Source organism: Stenotrophomonas sp. 220_Sma (assembly GCF_056487375.1).
Window position 1 is genome coordinate 45807 of the sequence record NZ_CM151348.1, and the last position, 13467, is coordinate 59273.

A 13467-nucleotide genomic window follows, 5' to 3' on the forward strand; every position below is an offset into this window, starting at 1 on the left:
ATGGCGCACCGGCGCGCCTGCTACAGCGGCAGCGGCGCCTGCGCCGGATCGATCCGCCCTTCACCGCGGGTGATCTTCTTGAACTCGGCGCGGCTGACCGACACGTAGCGGTCGTTGCCGCCGATCTCCACCTGCGGGCCGTCCTGCACCGCGTGGCCATGCTCGTCCACACGCACCGTCATCGTCGCCTTCTTGCCGCTGTGGCAGATGGTCTTGATCTCCTGCATCTCATCGGCCCAGGCCAGCAGGTACTGGCTGCCTTCGAACAGCTCGCCGCGGAAGTCGGTGCGCAGGCCGTAGCACAGCACCGGAATGCGCAGCTGGTCGACCACTTCGCTGAGCTGCCAGACCTGGGCGCGGGTCAGGAACTGCGCCTCGTCCACCAGCACGCAGCCCATCGGGCCGTTGGCTGCCAGATCCTGTTCAACCCAGCGCTGCAGGTCGGTATCGCGGTCGAAGGCCATGCCGTCCGCACGCAGGCCGATCCGCGAGGCGACCACGCCGGCGCCGGCACGATCGTCCAGGCGCGGGGTCAGGATCGCCACCCGCATGCCGCGCTCGCGGTAGTTGTGGGCGCTCTGCAGCAGGGTGGTGGTCTTGCCGGCGTTCATCGCCGAATAGTAGAAGTAGAGCTTGGCCATCGACGGATTGTACGCCGCGGCCCCGCTTCGCCGAAGCCGTTCAGCAACCCCACCGGCGGCCCGCTGTGGTCGTCACCCGGCCCCGCTACAATCCCCATCCCATGCACGGTCTCAATCCCCCCCAAGCCGCCGCCGTCCTGCACATCGAAGGTCCATTGCTGGTGCTCGCCGGCGCGGGCAGCGGCAAGACGCGTGTGATCGTGGAAAAGATCGCCCACCTGATCGGCTGCGGCCGCTATCCGGCGCGCCGCATCGCGGCGATCACCTTCACCAACAAGTCGGCCAAGGAAATGCGCGAGCGCGTGGCCAAGCGCCTGCGCGAGCAGGACGCCGACGAGGTGACCATCTGCACCTTCCATGCGCTGGGCCTGAAGTTCCTGCAGATCGAGCACGCGGCCGTTGGCCTGAAGCGCGGCTTCTCGATCTTCGATGCCGACGATGCCGCTGCGCAGATCAAGGACCTGATGTACGGGGCCAAGCCTGATGACATCGAGGACATGAAGAACCTGGTGTCGCGCGCGAAGAACGCCGGCCTGTCGCCCGAACAGGCGATGGCCGCCGCGCGCAGCAATCGCGAGAAGGAAGCGGCCAGCGTCTACGAGCGCTACCAGCTGCGCCTGACCGCGTTCAATGCGGTCGACTTCGATGATCTGATCCGTCTGCCGGTGCAGATCCTGGAAGAAAATCCGGAGATCGCGCTGGCCTGGCGCGAGCGCATCGGCTACCTGCTGGTGGACGAATGCCAGGACACCAACGACGCGCAGTACCGGCTGCTCAAGCAGCTGGCCGGTGACAAGGGCAACTTCACCTGCGTGGGTGACGATGACCAGTCGATCTATGCCTGGCGCGGCGCCAATCCGGAAAACCTGCAGCAGATGGGGCGCGACTATCCCAAGCTGGAGATCATCAAGCTGGAGCAGAACTACCGCTGCTCCAACCGCGTGCTGCGCGCGGCCAATGCGCTGATCGCCAACAACCCGCACGAGCACCTGAAGAAGCTGTGGAGTGACCAGGCCGACGGCGAACGCATCCGCGTGTGGGAATGCCGCAACAGCGAACATGAGGCGGAAAAGGTTGCCGCCGAGATCGCCTTCGTGGCGCAGTCGCGCAATGTGCCGTGGAGTGATTTCTGCATCCTGTTCCGCGGCAACTTCCAGTCGCGTCCGCTGGAAAAGGCGATGCAGCTGCTGCGCATTCCCTACCACCTGACCGGCGGCACCATGTTCCTGGAACGCCAGGAAGTGAAGGACACGCTGGCCTGGCTGCGCCTGCTGGTGAACCCGGACGACGACACCGCGTTCATGCGTGCGGTGCAGTCACCCAAGCGCGACGTCGGTGCTGGCACGCTGGCCAAGCTGGCCGAGCTGGCGCAGGAGAAGGACATGCCGATGGCGCAGGCTGCCGAGGCGATCGGTGCCCTGCAGCAACTGCCCCCGCGCGCGGCCAACAGCCTGGCGCGCTTCACCGACATCCTGCGTGACCTGCGTGCACAGACCCGGCAGGTCACTTCCGGCGACATGATCCGCAAGGTCGCCAAGGAATCCGGCCTGCTCAGCGAACTGCGCCAGCAGGCCAAGGAAGAGGCAAGTTACCAGCGCCGTGCCAACAACATCGAGGAACTGGCGCAGTGGTTCGAGGGCGGCCCGCGCGGCGCCACCGCCGCCGATCTGGCCGGCCAGCTGGCGCTGCTGTCGCGCAGCGACAAGGACGAGGGCGGCAACCAGGTGCGCATGATGACCATGCACGCTTCCAAGGGCCTGGAGTTCCCGTACGTGTTCATCGTTGGCTGCGAGGACGGCGTGCTGCCGCACCAGGTCAGCCTGGACGAGGGCAATCTGCAGGAAGAGCGTCGCCTGCTTTACGTGGGCATCACCCGCGCCAAGATCCAGCTGTGGATGAGTTACAGCAAGCTGACCCGCAAGTTCGGCGAGCACGTGCGGTTGAAGCCGAGCCGGTTCTTCGAGGAGATTCCGGCCGAGGAGATCCAGCGCGACGGTGCCGACCCGGTGGCCGATGCCGCGCGCAAGAAGGAACGCGCGACGGCGGGGTTGGCGGCGATCGAGGCGCTGTTCGATTGAGGATCGAAAAGCGACTAAAGTGGTATTCCAACCCGTCCGATTGACGCTTCTGGCCTTGAGCCTGCATCGGGTTAAGGCCTAGTGTGAGCGCACCCGAAGTGCGCGCCGTGTCCTTCATCGTGTCCAACGACATCCCTCCTGTTCTCACCCGTACCTTCCTCGGGCTGGGCGTGGTCCTGCTTGTTTCAGCGCTTCTGGCCTACGTTGGGGCCAGGCGCTTCCTCGATGCGGCGGTCATTGCCGATGGCAGGATCACCCATGTGGCTGCCAGCGTTGATCGCGGTGGTTCGCGCACTTCAGGGGTGACGTTCCTGTACTGGGTGGACTTCACTACCAGCAGCGGGCAAGTGATGCGGTTCTTCGCAGGTCGTACCAGCCGTCGTGCCTATATGACGGGCGATCATGTAGATGTGCTGTACCTGCCGGACCGCCCGGACAAGGCCCTGGTGCGTTCGCTCTCATCACCCTGGGGCCTGAGCGTCATACTGGGAGTGACCGGCGGCCCATTCTTGCTGGGGGTGGGACTTCTGCACCTGCCGCAGGCGGCGAGGGCATGGCGGCGCAGGCAGCTCCTTCGCCACGGGACACGGGTGCAAGCCAAGGTCCGGGCGATCAAGCGCGATCGCGGAGTATTTTCGGGGGGAAGGCATCCGTTCGTCATCGTCTGCGCCTGGCGCGATCCTGAAACCACTCGATGGCATGTCTTCCACAGCGCGTATCTCTGGGCCGATCCCCGTGCACAGGTGAGTGGGCGTGAACTGGATGTCCATGTCATGCCGGTCAATCCGCGCTACTACCATGTCGATATCTCCTTCATTCGATCAGCGCCGGCACCTGCACGCTGATCGATCAACCCGGCCAGCACCATGCCCACCCTCCTCAGATGTTTTTTGCTGTTTTCTTTGCCGTGGGCCTGCTGATCCTTCTGGCCGCCGCCTGGCTGTTCGTGGACGTCCAGCGTTTCGCGCGCAAGGCCGTTTCCGTAACCGGAACGGTGGTGGCCGTCCAGGCAGAGGATGCCCGGTCGGAAATGGAGGGGATGCCCGCACGTGACATCACCCTGCATCGCCCGGTGGTGAGGTTCCAGACCGCACAGGGCAGATGATTCAGTTCACCGCGTCCTTTGCTACCGGGGCACCACTGTACGTGGTCGGCGAACAGGTACAGGTGCTATATCCCGGCGGCATGCCTTCCAAGGCTCGTATCCAGCACCCGGGATTGCGCTGGGGCGCACCGCTGCTGTTGGCGCTGATGGGCATGGGGTTCTGCCTGATCGCCGCATGCGTCCATCGCCTGTGCGTGCGCTACTGGCCGATCCTGTTCGGCCAGCGTGACGGGGCATGTGGCTAGGCTGGGCATCGTAGTGGCCCACTTGGCCTGAGCGTGCTGCACGGCGGGCGCTGGCGTTGCAAAATCGAGGTATTCCTTCCGGAGCCCACCCATGCATCCCATCGAAAGCGAACGCCTGCGGCTGCGCCGCCTGGAACCAGACCGGGATGCTGCGCCGATGCTGGCACTGCTCAACGATCCGGGCTTCCTGCTTTTCATCGGTGATCGCAACGTGCGCAGCGAGGAGCAGGCGCGGGACTACATCGCGTTGCGGGTGTTGCACAGTTATGCGTTGAACGGCTTCGGCATGTACGCGATCGAGCGCTTGGCCGACGGGGCGTGGCTGGGCAATGCCGGGCTGGTGCGCCGAGATGGCCTGCCGGGGCCGGACATCGGCTACGCGGTGCTGTCTGAATTCGCCGGGCAGGGTTATGCCGGTGAGGCGGCGCGGGCGGTGTTCGCGCATGCGCGCGCTGAGCTGGGCCTGCAGGATCTGTACGGCATCACCGATCTGGACAACGTGGTGTCCGGGAAGATCCTGCTGGGCCTGGGCATGCAGGAGCGCGGGGTGATCCAGTTGCCGGGCATCGAAACGCCCAGCCGGCTGTACGCCACCTTGGGTGCGGCTGACGTCGGGTAGTGCCGGCCGCTGGCCGGCACAGCAGCAGCTGACGGTGGGTGCCGACCGTTGGTCGGCACGATTCAGATGCAGTGCCGACCAACGGTCGGCACCCACCATCAACCGCGCAGTTCAGCCAGTTGCGCCTGAAGTTCGGCCACCGCCGCTTCCAGCTGGGCCACGCGCTCGGCCAGGCCGGGGTCGGCCGCTTCGCTGCTGCCACTGCCGCTGCTGGCGTACTTCGCAGCCAGCGCCGCGCCGTCCACTTCACCGCACAACAGGTGCATGTAGCGGTCTTCGCGCTGGCCGCTGGCGCGGGGCAGCACCACCAGCAGCGCGCGCTGCTGCAGGCGCTCGATGGCGTGGCGGGCTTCGTCGGTGTCGGCAAAACGATGCAGGCGCTCGCTGCGCGAGACCAGTTCGCCCAGGGTCTGCGGCCCACGCAGCAGCAGCATCGCCAGCAGCACGGTCTGCTGCCGGGTCAGGTCCAGCGCGGCCTGCAGGCGGTGCTCGTAACGGTCTGCGCGCGAGGAGAAGTGCTGGCGGGCCAGGCCCAGTGTTTCCAGCTGGCGCAGGGCGTGCTGCACGCTGCCGGCGTCGACGTTCATCACCGGCTCGCGGGCGGTCTTCTGGTTGGCGGCGGACTGGGCCGCATTGACCGTCAGCGGGTAGGTGTCCGGTGTGGTTGCCTCCTTCTCCACCAGGCAGCCCAGCAGTCGGGCCTGCACGGCGTCGAGCAGGGGAACGTCGGGGGTCTGGACGGAATCGGTCATGGCGGCCTCCGGAAGGGCAACGGGTCAACCGCCAAGCATAGCCGTCCCGGGACCGCCTTTGCCGGTAAAATGCGCCGGTATATCTGATTGCCGGTGAATCCATGCGTCGTCCCGTTTCCCTGTCCCTGACCCTGCTCGCCACCGCGGCGCTGGGCCTGTCCGCCTGCAAGCGCGTGGATGCGCCTGCCGCTGAAGCCGCTGCGCCGGAGGCCCCGGCCGCCGCTGCCAAGGCCGACGGCGCGCTCGATGCCACTGCCAACGACAACCTCAATGCGGTGCTGTGGATGCAGCGCGCGCAGGAGTACAAGGCGATCACCGAACAGACCTACCGTGCCGCCGCCGACCACCTGGATGCCGCGCTGAAGGAAGCCCACTGGGACGCGCTGGTGCCGGAAGAACGCGGCAACGAGGCCAAGGGCCTGAAGCCGGCCGTGGTGCTGGACGTGGATGAGACCGTGCTGGACAACTCGCCCTACCAGGCGCGCCTGGTCCGCGACGGCAAGGAATACGACGAGCTGACCTGGGACCAGTGGGTGGCCGAAAAGAAGGCCAAGGCCATTCCGGGCGTGGTTGATTTCGCCAAGGCCGCCAACGCCAAGGGCGTGACCCTGCTGTACATCTCCAACCGCGCCGTGCACCTGAAGGACGCAACCCTGGCCAACCTGCGCGAGCAGGGCCTGCCGGTGGCCGATGACAGCGTGTTCCTGGGCCTGGGCACCGTGGTCGAAGGCTGCGAGCAGGCCGGCAACGAGAAGAACTGCCGCCGCCGCCTGGCCGGGCAGAAATACCGCGTGCTGATGCAGTTCGGCGACCAGCTGGGCGATTTCGTCGAGGTGACCGCCAACACCAACGACGGTCGTGACGCGCTGCTGCAGCAGTACCACGACTGGTTCGGCGAGCGCTGGTGGATGCTGCCGAACCCGACCTACGGCGGCTTCGAGCCGGCGCAGTTCAACAACGACTACAGCCAGTCGCGCCAGGCCCGCCACGACGCCAAGCGCGCCGCCCTGGACTACGCACCGTGAGCCGCGCGCCGCTGCCGCTGCGCGATGACGAGCGCCTGATCTTCGCGCTGGACGTGCCTGACCGCGTGCAGGCGCTGGAGTGGGTCGACCGCCTCGGCGACAGCGTGGCGTTCTACAAGATCGGCATGGAACTGCTCGCCTCCGGCGAGTACTTCCAGGTGTTGGACGAGCTGGCCCGCCGCGACAAGCGCGTGTTCGTCGACCTGAAGTTCTTCGACATCCCGGCCACCGCCGCGGCGGTGATCAAGCGCCTGTCGCAGTGGCCGGTCAGCTACGCCACCATCCACGGCTGGCACCCGGCGATGATGGAAGCCTGCGCCGCCGCCAACAGCAGCGACATGCGCCTGCTGGCGGTGACCGTGCTGACCTCGATGGGCCGCCCGGACCTGGCGCAGATGGGCATCGACCGTGAGCCGGTGGACGTGGTGGTCGAGCGCGCGCTGGCCGCGCAGGCGGCCGGTATCGATGGCGTGATCGCCTCGGGCCAGGAAGCCGGCCCGATCCGCGCCGCTACCGGCGCCGGGTTCTCGATCGTCTGCCCGGGCATCCGCCCCGGTGGCCCGGTCGGCGATGACCAGAAGCGTACCGTTGGCGTGGCCCAGGCCTTTGCCGATGGCGCCGATGCCATCGTGGTCGGTCGCCCGATCCGCCTGGCCGCCGATCCGCAGGCTGCGGCCCGGGCCATCCAGCAGGAAATCGCGTCGGCGTTGGCTACGCGCTGAGATTCCGCTGCGCAGGCTGCAGGCCCGAACGCCATCCCGACCCGCGCGGGATGGCGTTTTTGCATCCGCCGAAGGACCCGGTTGTGCCCGAATCGCCGCAAAACCTGCCGTAGATTTCATGGCCCCGGCGCCAGGCATCAGTCTAATCAATAAAATCAATGATTTATGTGGCACTACGTGAAGTGTTGCCTTAACTTGAGCGGCAGCGTAGGATCGCCGCCATCCGGTCCTCGGACCGGACATGTGCCACAACACTGTCCACCGGCCCTGCGCCGGCTTGAAGAGCCTGTGATCCTCGTGATCCCGGCTCTTTTTTTATTCCGATCAGTGACTTGCACAAGCAACCGCGGAAACCGTGACGTCCCGGCTTGCCGCTGTCACCTCGCAGGCCGCAAGATGCGGACCGGTCCGGGGAGTCCGAGTGCATGAGCGTGGCAGTGCGAGGAAGGTCTGCGCGTGGATGGGGGCTGGCAGTCATGCTGCTGGCCGTGGCCGCGTGCAGTGAACCGGCCAACGATCCGGCCAGGCCGGCAGCCGAACCGGTTGCGGCGGTGCAGGCGATGGCCCTGCGCCTGGCCGAGGACGATCTGGTCGGCTATGCAAAGCTGTCGGTTCCGCCCAGCCAGTACCAGCGCCTGCAGCAGGCCTGGGCCGAGGGCCACAGCCAGTGGCCGCTGACCGAGCTGCCACTGGGCGACCAGCTGCTGCCGATGCTGGCCGCACTGCGCACGCCCAATGCCGGTGCCGAACTGCAGCGCAGCTTCGATCGCCAGCTGGCTGGTCAGGCCAGCGCCGTACGCCAGGCCGCGCAGTCGATGGGCAACTTCGGCGTGCAGTACCTGCGCCACCAGAAGGGCTATACGCCCGGCCAGCAGGCCCATTACATCGCCCTGGTGGAAACCCTCGCCAGCTGGGCGCAGGGCGCGCCGATCAGTGACCGTGCGCGTGCACGCAGCACGATCGCCGCGCTGGTGGGTGCCGCCGGCAAGGTTGGCTTCGACGATGAGGCCGGCCTGCAGGCCGCGGGCATGGAAGGCAGCCTGCAGCAGCTGGCGCCGTTCATCCATACCCTCAAGGCGGTGCTGGGCAGCTACGGGTTGGGCGTGGATGACGCACTGCGCAGCGTGCGCGGTGAACTGCTCTCGGTGGAGGGCGACAACGCGCTGGTACGCCTGCACTACGACCTGGCGGGGCGTGAGATGACCCTGCAGCTGCCGCTGAGCCGCCGCGAGGGCCATTGGTACCTGACCCGCACCCTGGCCGACACCGATGCCCTGCTGCGCAAGGCCGACGCGGCCCGTGCCGCAGCGGCGCCGGCACCGGCCGAGACCCCGCCCGAGGGTGGGGAAGCGGCAACACTGCCGCCTAAGCCATAATGGCGCCGATGTCGAAACAGAACCCGCTGCCGTTCCCCGGCGAAGAATCCCAGTCGACGCCCGCCGATACGGTGCCGGCGTCCCCCTCGACCGGTACCGGCCCGAACCCGGTACCGCCGCCCGCGCACGCGCGTCCGGCTGGCCGCCGCCCGCTGTGGGCTCGCCTGCTCGGCCGTCTGGTCGAACCGTGGCTGTCGCTGAAGATCGAACCGGAAGACCCGGGCCAGTACAACGATGGCCGCCCGGTCATGTACGTGCTGGAGGACTACGGCCTGTCCAATGCGCTGATCCTGGACAAGGCCTGCCGCCAGGCCGGCCTGCCGTCGCCGCTGGTGCCGCTGGCCGGTGACCCGACCGGCCGCAAGCGCGCCTACCTGGCGCTGTCGCGGCGCAGCTCCAGCAACTCGCTGATTCCCGAACAGCGCGGCGCCAAGACCCACTCCGATTCGCTGGCCAAGGTGCTGCAGGCCCATCGCGTGCGCGATGACCTGGACGTGCACCTGGTGCCGGTGTCGATCTTCGTCGGCCGCGCGCCGGACAAGCAGAGCGGTTGGTTCGCCGTGCTGTTCTCGGAAAACTGGGCGCTGGTGGGTCGCTTCCGCCGCCTGCTGGCGGTGCTGCTCAACGGCCGCAGCACCATCGTCCGCTTTGCCCCGCCGATCTCGCTGCGCAGCACCGTGGACGAAGGCCTGGAGCCGGAGCGCACGGTGCGCAAGCTGCAGCGCGTGCTGCGTACCCATTTCCGCCGCATTCGTGAATCGGTGATCGGCCCTGACCTGTCGACGCGGCGCCTGCTGGTCGACCAGGTGCTGGCCGCCGAACCGGTGCGCGAAGCGATCGCCGCACAGGCCAAGCGCGACAATTCGAAGCCGGCCGATGCCTGGAAGAAGGCGCACGCCTACGCCTGGGAAATCGCCGCGGACTATTCCAGCCCGGTGGTGCGTTCGGCCAGCTTCATGCTCAGCCACGTGTGGAACCGCATCTATGCGGGCGTGCTGGTGCACCACCTGGACAAGTTCAAGGCCGCCGCGCCGGGCCACGAAGTGGTCTACGTGCCCAGCCACCGCAGCCACATGGACTACCTGCTGCTGTCCTACCTGCTGTACGACCGTGGCATCGTGCCGCCGCACATCGTGGCCGGCATCAACCTGAACCTGCCGGTGGTCGGCACCCTGCTGCGCAAGGGCGGTGCGTTCTTCATCCGCCGCTCGATCCGTGGCAACGCGCTGTACTCGGCGGTGCTCAGCGAATACGTCGCGCAGCTGGTGGCCGGTGGCTACTCGCTGGAGTACTTCGTCGAAGGCGGCCGCTCGCGTACCGGCCGACTGCTGCAGCCCAAGGGCGGCATGATCTCGATGACGCTGCGCGCGTTCCTGCGCCAGCCGCGCAAGCCGGTGCTGTTCCAGCCCATCTACATCGGCTATGAGAAGCTGATGGAAGGCGGCAGCTACCTGGACGAACTGTCCGGCCGGCCGAAGGAAAAGGAATCGATCTGGTCGCTGCTGTGGGGCATCCCCAAGGTGCTCAAGCAGAACTACGGCCAGGTGGTGGTGAACTTCGGCGAACCGATCGCACTGAACGACGTGCTCGCCGAGAAGGCGCCGGAGTGGAAGGGCGAGGCGGTCTCCGAGGACGAGAAGCCGGCGTGGCTGTCGACCACGGTGGATACGCTGGCCGAACGCATCCAGGTGCGCATCAACGGTGCCGCCGACGTCAACCCGATCAACCTGCTGGCGCTGGCCCTGCTGTCCACGCCGAAGCATGCGATGGGCGAGGCCGACCTGATCGCGCAGATCGAGCTGTGCAAGACCCTGCTGGTCGAGATGCCGTACTCGGACCGGGTGACGGTGACCCCGCACTCGCCGGAGCGGATCATCGCCCATGCCGAGGAAATCAACGTCCTCACCCGCATCAAGCACCCGCTGGGCGACGTGCTCAGCGTCAGCGGCGATACCGCAGTGCTGCTGAGCTACTTCCGCAACAACGTGGTGCACCTGTTCACCGCCTCGTCGTGGGTGGCCTGCTGCTTCCAGAACAACCGCCGCATGAGCCGCACCGGCCTGGTCCAGCTGGGCCGTACGGTATACCCGTTCCTGCAGGCCGAGCTGTTCCTGCCGTGGAGCGAGGACGAGTTCGCCCTGCGCATCGACCGGACCATCGATGTGTTCGTGCGCGAGGGCCTGCTGCAGAACGTCAACGATGACGACGGCGGCATCCTGGCGCGCAATACGGGGCAGACCGACGAGGTGTTCCGCCTGCGTGCGATCGGCCATTCGCTGCAGCAGGCGTTCGAGCGCTATTACATCGCCATCTCGGTGCTGGTGAAGAACGGCCCGGGCGTGCTCGGCGCGGCCGAGCTGGAAAGCCTGTGCCAGCAGGCCGCGCAGCGGCTGAGCCTGCTCTATGCACCGGCGGCACCGGAGTTCTTCGACAAGTCCCTGTTCCGCGGCTTCATCCAGAAGCTGCGCGAGCTGCGCCTGGTGTGGCCGGACGAGAACAGCAAGCTGCTGTTCGACGAACGCCTGGATGCGTGGGCCAAGGATGCCAAGTTCATCCTCGGCCGCGAGCTGCGCCACACCATCGAACGGGTCAGCCCGGAAGCGGCACGCCCGGACGAGCCTGCGCCGCAGGATTGAAGGCAGCGCCGGGCCGTGCCCGGCGAACGGCATGCCAACCAAGGTTGGCATCTACCGGGGCGAAGCAGTAGATCCACGCCATGCGTGGATGGGCCACCGCTCAGGCCGGTTCGTCGGGAATCTGCAGGCTTTCCAGCCTGGCGATGCAGTCCTTCAGCTGCAGCTTGCGCCGCTTCAGGCGCTTGGCTTCCAGCTCGTCCTCGCCATTGGCGGCCATGCGGGTGATCTGTTCATCCAGCAGGCGGTGCTCGGCGCGCAGGGCGGCGAGGTGCTCGACGATCTCGGCGGGGCTGTAGGTGTCCACAGCCTCCGAGCATACACAGCGATGATGACTGCCGGGAGAGGGGAATTCCGACCCCCGGCCGTGGCCGCTCCGAGCCGTTAGAATGGAACCCATGAGTGCCGTGATTTCCCTTCCCGATCCCCAGCCGCGCGCCGCCCGTGATCCGCGCGTGGCCGAGCGCGAGCAGCACAAGCTGGCCAAGCGCCTGCGCCGCCAGGTTGGCGAGGCGATTGCCGACTTCGGCATGATCGAGGCCGGCGACAAGGTCATGGTCTGCCTGTCCGGCGGCAAGGACAGCTACACCCTGCTGGACGTGCTGCTGCAGCTGCAGAAGAAGGCGCCGGTGCCGTTCGAGCTGGTGGCGGTGAACCTGGACCAGAAGCAGCCGGACTTCCCCGAGCACGTACTGCCGGAATACCTGGCAGGCCTGGGCGTGCCGTATCACATCATCGAGCAGGACACCTATTCGGTGGTCAGCCGGGTCATTCCGGAAGGCAAGACCATGTGTTCGCTGTGCTCGCGGCTGCGTCGTGGCGCGCTGTACAACTACGCCGAACTCCATGGCTTCACCAAGATCGCGCTGGGCCACCACCGCGACGACATGGTGGCCACGTTCTTCATGAACCTGTTCCACCACGCCAAGCTGTCGGGCATGCCGCCGAAGCTGCGCAGCGATGACGGCAAGCACGTGGTGATCCGGCCGCTGGCCTACGTGCGCGAAAGCGACATCGTCGAGTACGCACAGGCACGCCAGTTCCCGATCATTCCCTGCAACCTGTGCGGCAGCCAGGAGAACCTGCAGCGCCGCCAGGTCGGCCTGATGCTGAAGCAGTGGGAAAAGGACCACCCGGGCCGCATCGAGCAGATCGCGCGTGCCATGGGCGAAGTCCGGCCCTCGCAGCTGGCCGACACCACCCTGTTCGACTTCATGGCGCTGGGCCGTCGCGACGACGCGCCGCTGCCCGACGCCCATGCCTGGCTGGCCGGTTCCCCGGCCGACGCCGACGCAGATCCCGAGACGCCCACCGTTTAAGGTCGGTCGCCCTTCCTCTTTGCCATCCGGAATTCCATGTTCTTTCGCAACCTGACGTTCTTCCGTTTCCCGACCACCACCGATTTTTCCGAAGTCGACACCCTGCTGCCGCACGCGCTGCTGAAGCCGGTCGGCGCACTGGAAATGAATTCGCGCGGCTTCATCTCGCCGTTCGGCCGCGAGGAGAAGGAACTGCTCTCCCACCGCATCGCCGAACATCTGTGGCTGACCGTGGGCGGCGAGGACAAGATCCTGCCGGCGGCGGTGGTCAACGACCTGCTCGAGCGCAAGCTGGAGGAGATCGAGGAGAAGGAAGGCCGCCGCCCGGGTGGCCGCGAGCGCAAGCGCATGAAGGACGACCTGCTGCATGAACTGCTGCCGCGCGCCTTCGTGAAGTCCTCGCGCAACGACGCCTTCATCGACCTGCAGCACGGCTACGTGGCGGTGGATACCTCCAGCCGCAAGACCGGCGAGTACTTCATGTCCGACATCCGCGGCCTGCTCGGCAGCTTCCCGGCGATGCCGCTGAATGCCGAAGTCGCACCGCGTTCGATCCTGACCGGCTGGATCGCCGGCGAGCCGCTGCCGACCGGGCTGAGCCTGGGCGAAGAATGCGAGATGAAGGACCCGGTGGAGGGCGGTGCGGTGGTCAAGTGCCAGCACCAGGAACTGCGCTGCGACGAGATCGACAAGCACCTGGACGCCGGCAAGCAGGTGACCAAGCTGGCGCTGATCTTCGAAGACAACCTGTCCTTCGTGATCGGCGACGACCTGATCGTGCGCAAGCTGAAGTTCCTCGACGGCGCCCTGGACCAGCTGGAGCATGCCGACGAAGACGGCCGCCGCGCCGAGTTCGACGCCCGCTTCGCCCTGCAGAGCGCCGAGATCCGCCGCCTGTTCCTGTTGCTGGAAGAAGCCTTCAAGCTCAGCAAGGCTGACTGAACAGGCAGCC

The 13467-nt window shown here is 66.9% G+C and carries 14 protein-coding genes; 11 read left to right on the plus strand and 3 right to left on the minus strand.

Annotation, left to right across the window (positions count from 1 at the left end):
* Window positions 1–20: 20 nt before the first annotated feature.
* Entirely contained in the window at window positions 21–641 is a 621-nt protein-coding gene (locus ACZLIB_RS00210; protein ID WP_008264720.1) for a thymidine kinase, read from the minus strand.
* A 101-nt stretch (window positions 642–742) separates the two neighbouring features.
* On the opposite strand from ACZLIB_RS00210, the gene ACZLIB_RS00215 reads away from it, so the two are divergent.
* The 5 genes from ACZLIB_RS00215 to ACZLIB_RS00235 all read left to right on the plus strand — a co-directional run bounded on the left by ACZLIB_RS00215 (window position 743) and on the right by ACZLIB_RS00235 (window position 4688).
* On the plus strand, window positions 743–2719 hold the full coding sequence (locus ACZLIB_RS00215; protein ID WP_478468864.1) for a UvrD-helicase domain-containing protein: 1977 nt from the start codon (window positions 743–745) through the stop codon (window positions 2717–2719).
* 107 nt (window positions 2720–2826) lie between these two features.
* Window positions 2827–3564, plus strand: a complete 738-nt coding sequence (locus ACZLIB_RS00220) for a DUF3592 domain-containing protein (RefSeq protein ID WP_478468865.1) — start codon at window positions 2827–2829, stop codon at window positions 3562–3564.
* Between the two features lie 38 nt (window positions 3565–3602).
* Window positions 3603–3824, plus strand: a complete 222-nt coding sequence (locus ACZLIB_RS00225) for a DUF3592 domain-containing protein (protein ID WP_336684552.1) — start codon at window positions 3603–3605, stop codon at window positions 3822–3824.
* On the plus strand, window positions 3821–4069 hold the full coding sequence (locus tag ACZLIB_RS00230) for a DUF3592 domain-containing protein (protein ID WP_336684551.1): 249 nt from the start codon (window positions 3821–3823) through the stop codon (window positions 4067–4069). The genes ACZLIB_RS00225 and ACZLIB_RS00230 overlap by 4 nt, the downstream gene beginning before the upstream one ends.
* Window positions 4070–4160: 91 nt before the next feature.
* On the plus strand, window positions 4161–4688 hold the full coding sequence (locus ACZLIB_RS00235; protein WP_032128685.1) for a GNAT family N-acetyltransferase: 528 nt from the start codon (window positions 4161–4163) through the stop codon (window positions 4686–4688).
* 98 nt (window positions 4689–4786) lie between these two features.
* Here ACZLIB_RS00235 and ACZLIB_RS00240 read toward each other — a convergent pair whose 3' ends face one another.
* Window positions 4787–5440 (minus strand): YceH family protein, encoded by a 654-nt coding sequence (locus tag ACZLIB_RS00240; RefSeq protein ID WP_478468866.1) that lies wholly within the window; start codon window positions 5438–5440, stop codon window positions 4787–4789.
* Window positions 5441–5541: 101 nt separating this feature from the next.
* Between ACZLIB_RS00240 and ACZLIB_RS00245 the strand changes: the two genes are divergently transcribed.
* The 4 genes from ACZLIB_RS00245 (at window position 5542) to plsB (ending at window position 11199) form a co-directional block, all read left to right on the plus strand.
* The gene (locus tag ACZLIB_RS00245) at window positions 5542–6465 is read left to right on the plus strand and encodes a 5'-nucleotidase, lipoprotein e(P4) family (protein ID WP_478468867.1); all 924 of its coding nucleotides are present in this window, start codon (window positions 5542–5544) and stop codon (window positions 6463–6465) included.
* The gene (gene pyrF, locus ACZLIB_RS00250) at window positions 6462–7187 is read left to right on the plus strand and encodes an orotidine-5'-phosphate decarboxylase (RefSeq protein ID WP_032128688.1); all 726 of its coding nucleotides are present in this window, start codon (window positions 6462–6464) and stop codon (window positions 7185–7187) included. Before ACZLIB_RS00245 ends, pyrF begins: the two co-directional genes overlap by 4 nt.
* A 425-nt stretch (window positions 7188–7612) precedes the next feature.
* Complete coding sequence (locus ACZLIB_RS00255; protein WP_478468868.1) at window positions 7613–8563, plus strand: hypothetical protein; 951 nt, start codon at window positions 7613–7615, stop codon at window positions 8561–8563.
* Entirely contained in the window at window positions 8563–11199 is a 2637-nt protein-coding gene (plsB, locus tag ACZLIB_RS00260; RefSeq protein WP_107432561.1) for a glycerol-3-phosphate 1-O-acyltransferase PlsB, read from the plus strand. Before ACZLIB_RS00255 ends, plsB begins: the two co-directional genes overlap by 1 nt.
* A gap of 100 nt (window positions 11200–11299) precedes the next feature.
* Here plsB and ACZLIB_RS00265 read toward each other — a convergent pair whose 3' ends face one another.
* Window positions 11300–11503, minus strand: coding sequence for a YdcH family protein (locus ACZLIB_RS00265; RefSeq protein WP_005421068.1), 204 nt, complete (start codon window positions 11501–11503; stop codon window positions 11300–11302).
* A gap of 91 nt (window positions 11504–11594) precedes the next feature.
* On the opposite strand from ACZLIB_RS00265, the gene ttcA reads away from it, so the two are divergent.
* The gene (ttcA, locus tag ACZLIB_RS00270; RefSeq protein WP_180862782.1) at window positions 11595–12515 is read left to right on the plus strand and encodes a tRNA 2-thiocytidine(32) synthetase TtcA; all 921 of its coding nucleotides are present in this window, start codon (window positions 11595–11597) and stop codon (window positions 12513–12515) included.
* A gap of 36 nt (window positions 12516–12551) precedes the next feature.
* Window positions 12552–13457: a recombination-associated protein RdgC gene (locus ACZLIB_RS00275; RefSeq protein ID WP_005411825.1), complete on the plus strand. Its 906-nt coding sequence runs from the start codon at window positions 12552–12554 to the stop codon at window positions 13455–13457.
* The last annotated feature ends 10 nt before the right edge of the window (window positions 13458–13467 follow it).

Coding starts and splice junctions, on each gene's coding strand:
- ACZLIB_RS00225 (WP_336684552.1), top strand. CDS start 3,603: ATGTTTTTTGCTGTTTTCTTTGCCGTGGGCCTGCTGATCCTTCTGGCC.
- ACZLIB_RS00215 (WP_478468864.1), top strand. CDS start 743: ATGCACGGTCTCAATCCCCCCCAAGCCGCCGCCGTCCTGCACATCGAA.
- ACZLIB_RS00210 (WP_008264720.1), bottom strand. CDS start 641: ATGGCCAAGCTCTACTTCTACTATTCGGCGATGAACGCCGGCAAGACC.
- ACZLIB_RS00245 (WP_478468867.1), top strand. CDS start 5,542: ATGCGTCGTCCCGTTTCCCTGTCCCTGACCCTGCTCGCCACCGCGGCG.
- ttcA (WP_180862782.1), top strand. CDS start 11,595: ATGAGTGCCGTGATTTCCCTTCCCGATCCCCAGCCGCGCGCCGCCCGT.
- ACZLIB_RS00275 (WP_005411825.1), top strand. CDS start 12,552: ATGTTCTTTCGCAACCTGACGTTCTTCCGTTTCCCGACCACCACCGAT.
- ACZLIB_RS00255 (WP_478468868.1), top strand. CDS start 7,613: ATGAGCGTGGCAGTGCGAGGAAGGTCTGCGCGTGGATGGGGGCTGGCA.
- ACZLIB_RS00230 (WP_336684551.1), top strand. CDS start 3,821: ATGATTCAGTTCACCGCGTCCTTTGCTACCGGGGCACCACTGTACGTG.
- ACZLIB_RS00240 (WP_478468866.1), bottom strand. CDS start 5,440: ATGACCGATTCCGTCCAGACCCCCGACGTTCCCCTGCTCGACGCCGTG.
- ACZLIB_RS00235 (WP_032128685.1), top strand. CDS start 4,161: ATGCATCCCATCGAAAGCGAACGCCTGCGGCTGCGCCGCCTGGAACCA.
- plsB (WP_107432561.1), top strand. CDS start 8,563: ATGGCGCCGATGTCGAAACAGAACCCGCTGCCGTTCCCCGGCGAAGAA.